Origin of the sequence: Allobacillus salarius (assembly GCF_007559425.1) — a bacterium.
GTDB lineage: Bacteria > Bacillota > Bacilli > Bacillales > Alkalibacillaceae > Allobacillus > Allobacillus salarius.
Genome location: NZ_VMHE01000052.1, coordinates 1 through 2,449, shown reverse-complemented (window position 1 = coordinate 2,449; position 2,449 = coordinate 1). Strand labels below are relative to the sequence as shown.

At 40.6% G+C, this 2,449-nt stretch carries 3 protein-coding genes; all 3 read right to left on the bottom strand.

Going from position 1 to position 2,449, the window contains the following annotated elements:
- Positions 1-63 precede the first annotated feature (63 nt).
- From tnpC to tnpA, 3 genes are read right to left on the bottom strand one after another with little or no spacing between them, the layout of a single operon-like run.
- On the bottom strand, positions 64-1,629 hold the full coding sequence (tnpC, locus tag FPQ13_RS12860) for an IS66 family transposase (protein ID WP_144089727.1): 1,566 nt from the start codon (positions 1,627-1,629) through the stop codon (positions 64-66).
- Between the two features lie 39 nt (positions 1,630-1,668).
- Positions 1,669-2,028, bottom strand: a complete 360-nt coding sequence (gene tnpB, locus FPQ13_RS12855; protein ID WP_144089726.1) for an IS66 family insertion sequence element accessory protein TnpB — start codon at positions 2,026-2,028, stop codon at positions 1,669-1,671.
- Positions 2,025-2,366 carry an IS66 family insertion sequence element accessory protein TnpA gene (gene tnpA / locus FPQ13_RS12850; protein ID WP_144089725.1) on the bottom strand — a complete coding sequence of 114 codons (342 nt, stop codon included), beginning with the start codon at positions 2,364-2,366 and terminating at the stop codon, positions 2,025-2,027. The genes tnpB and tnpA overlap by 4 nt, the downstream gene beginning before the upstream one ends.
- Between the last annotated feature and the right edge of the window lie 83 nt (positions 2,367-2,449).

The window sequence follows — 2,449 nt, the reverse complement described above, 5'->3', positions numbered from 1 at the left end:
GTAAGCGTCAAATAAACCGCACTCTAGTTTGAGTGCGGTTTGTGAGTTAAACTAATATTTGATTTAATTCTTCACTTTATCAGGTAGTTGATCTGACCAAGGAAGAAGAGGTTCGAGTGATTCACTCGTTAGTTCATTTATATTTGGTAATATCTCAAAAAGGTATGTGAGATATTCAAATGGTTTTAGATTATTTTCTTTAGCTGTTTCGATCACACTGTATATAACCGCGCTCGCACGAGCGCCTTTAAAAGTTTGGGCGAACAACCAATTTTTCCGACCAATTACAAATGGTTTAATGCTACGTTCAGCTCGGTTATTATCGATGTCTAACTGGGCATTTCCAAATGGTCGACGTAATTTTCGTTCTTGGTTGATGACGTATTTCATAGCCTGCCCTAGTAAGCTTTTCGGTGTGACAGTGTTCACATGTTTTTTTGTCCATGCGAAAAAAGCATCGACAACTGGAACACTTTTCTCTTGCCGATTTTCATGAATCTCATCAAGGGTTTTATCCTTCAATGAACGTTCGATTTTATATAATTGATTAATATATGCGAGGCCTTGTTCAGATAACGTCGGGCCATTTGATTTACCAAAGTTTCCAGCTTTGGTGGCTTCATCAAACTTTCGTCTAGCATGGGCCCAACAACCAGACAACTGAACATTAGGAAGCCCATCATAACCCTTATAACCATCCACATGAAGGATGCCCTTATATCCATCCAGGAAGCGCTTCGGGTGTTTAGTCGCACGGGTTGTTTGATAATCAAACAGCACACATGAAGGGTCTTCTCGACCTGATCGATACAGCCACATATATGACTTGTTTGTAGCTGATCGATCCTTTTCTTTTAACACTTGAATGGTTGTTTCATCTACATGCATGGTTGGTCTCGTAAGCAAGAAAGCCTTCAGGCTTTCATAGACAGGTTCTAGCCAATTCGTGGCTGCTTTAATCATCCAGTTCGCCATCGTTTGACGCGACAGTGTTAAATCTAACCGTTCAAGTTGTTTTTCTTGGCGATAAAGCGGCAATCCTTCTACATATTTTTGAGTCATAATATGAGCTATAGCGGATGGTGAAGCCATACTTTTAAAGATGACCGGTTCTGGCATTTGTGCCTTTGTAATGGGTGTTTCTACCTCATTCTTTTCACATTGGCGACATGAATAAACCGACCGACGGTGCTCTTTTATGTAAGCCGAGGCTGGAATTATTTCAATTTCTCTACGTTTTTCTACTGTCATTTCATGAATCGGACCCGAGCAGCAAGAACAAATTTGTTCGCTTTCAGGTAATGTGTGAGTCACGACTTCAACCGGAAGTTGATTAACAGAGTCTGAGCTCGTACGTTTACGTTTTTTTCGCGTATACGTGATTTCTTCCTCCGTTGGTTCCTCAACTTCCGGTGCTTCAGTGACTTCCGTCTCGTTAAAGAGCGGAAGCTCTATTTGGTTATCCGGAGTCTTTTCACTCGAGGAGGCAAAACGTTTTTGCTGCATGAGTCGAAATTGTTCCTCATACCACTTTATAGTCGCCTTTTGTTGAGCGTTTACTTCCTCAAGCTCCTTGACTCGCTGTGATAATTCTTCAGTTTGGCTAGGTGTATTCGTTGTATTAGTCATACCTCTATTTTACTATAAAAGCTTACAAAAATGGGCGGATTATACAACTTTTTTTGCATCAATTTTTGGATGAACTTTTCCCTCTTCTACAGTTAACCCTTCTAGTAACCATCGAAGTTGTCTAATGTCGATGTCCATGGTCTCACCCTCAAGCCCTTCGGGCCATTGAAAACGACCATTTTCGAGTCGGCGGTAGTAAAGCCAAAAGCCATTGTGTTCCCAATGAAGTATTTTGACTTTATCGCGACCACGATTACAAAATAAGAACAAATCAGAAGAAAAGGGGTCGAGCTGGAAGTATTCTTGGACCAGTGCTGCTAACCCGTCAATCGATAGTCGCATATCTGTTTCACCATGGGCAATAAAAATTCGTTGTTTTCCATTAAGGTTGATCTTCATGTTCGAATCACCTCCAACAGCTCCTGAAGGAGTTCTTGATCAAACCCTTTTTCAATGGTCATTCGTACATCTCGACATTCAACTTCAATAGAAGCGCTCGTATTTATCTCAATCGCTGACCATCCTGAGACCGATTGTTCCTTTGTCTGAACTTCTTCCGGGCAAAGATTTCGGCGTTTATTAATGAATTGATGATATGTGCATACTTGCTCTTGTTCGCACCATTCCTTTACCGTCAATCCACTTTCTTTCCATTCCTGAATTTTTTCAATCCACCATTCTTTTGAGTATACTTCAACATCATCCGATGTTGTAATTACGTTATGGGATTCTTCCACAAAACTACCTCCTTCATATCAAGATAGTTATAGTATGGAGGAGTGAGATGTGGAATTATAGGTGTGGTTATCTTTACGCTTAC

Excerpts from the sequence above, each read along its gene's own strand:
- tnpB (WP_144089726.1), bottom strand. The coding sequence starts at position 2,028 with ATGAAGATCAACCTTAATGGAAAACAACGAATTTTTATTGCCCATGGT.
- tnpC (WP_144089727.1), bottom strand. The coding sequence starts at position 1,629 with ATGACTAATACAACGAATACACCTAGCCAAACTGAAGAATTATCACAG.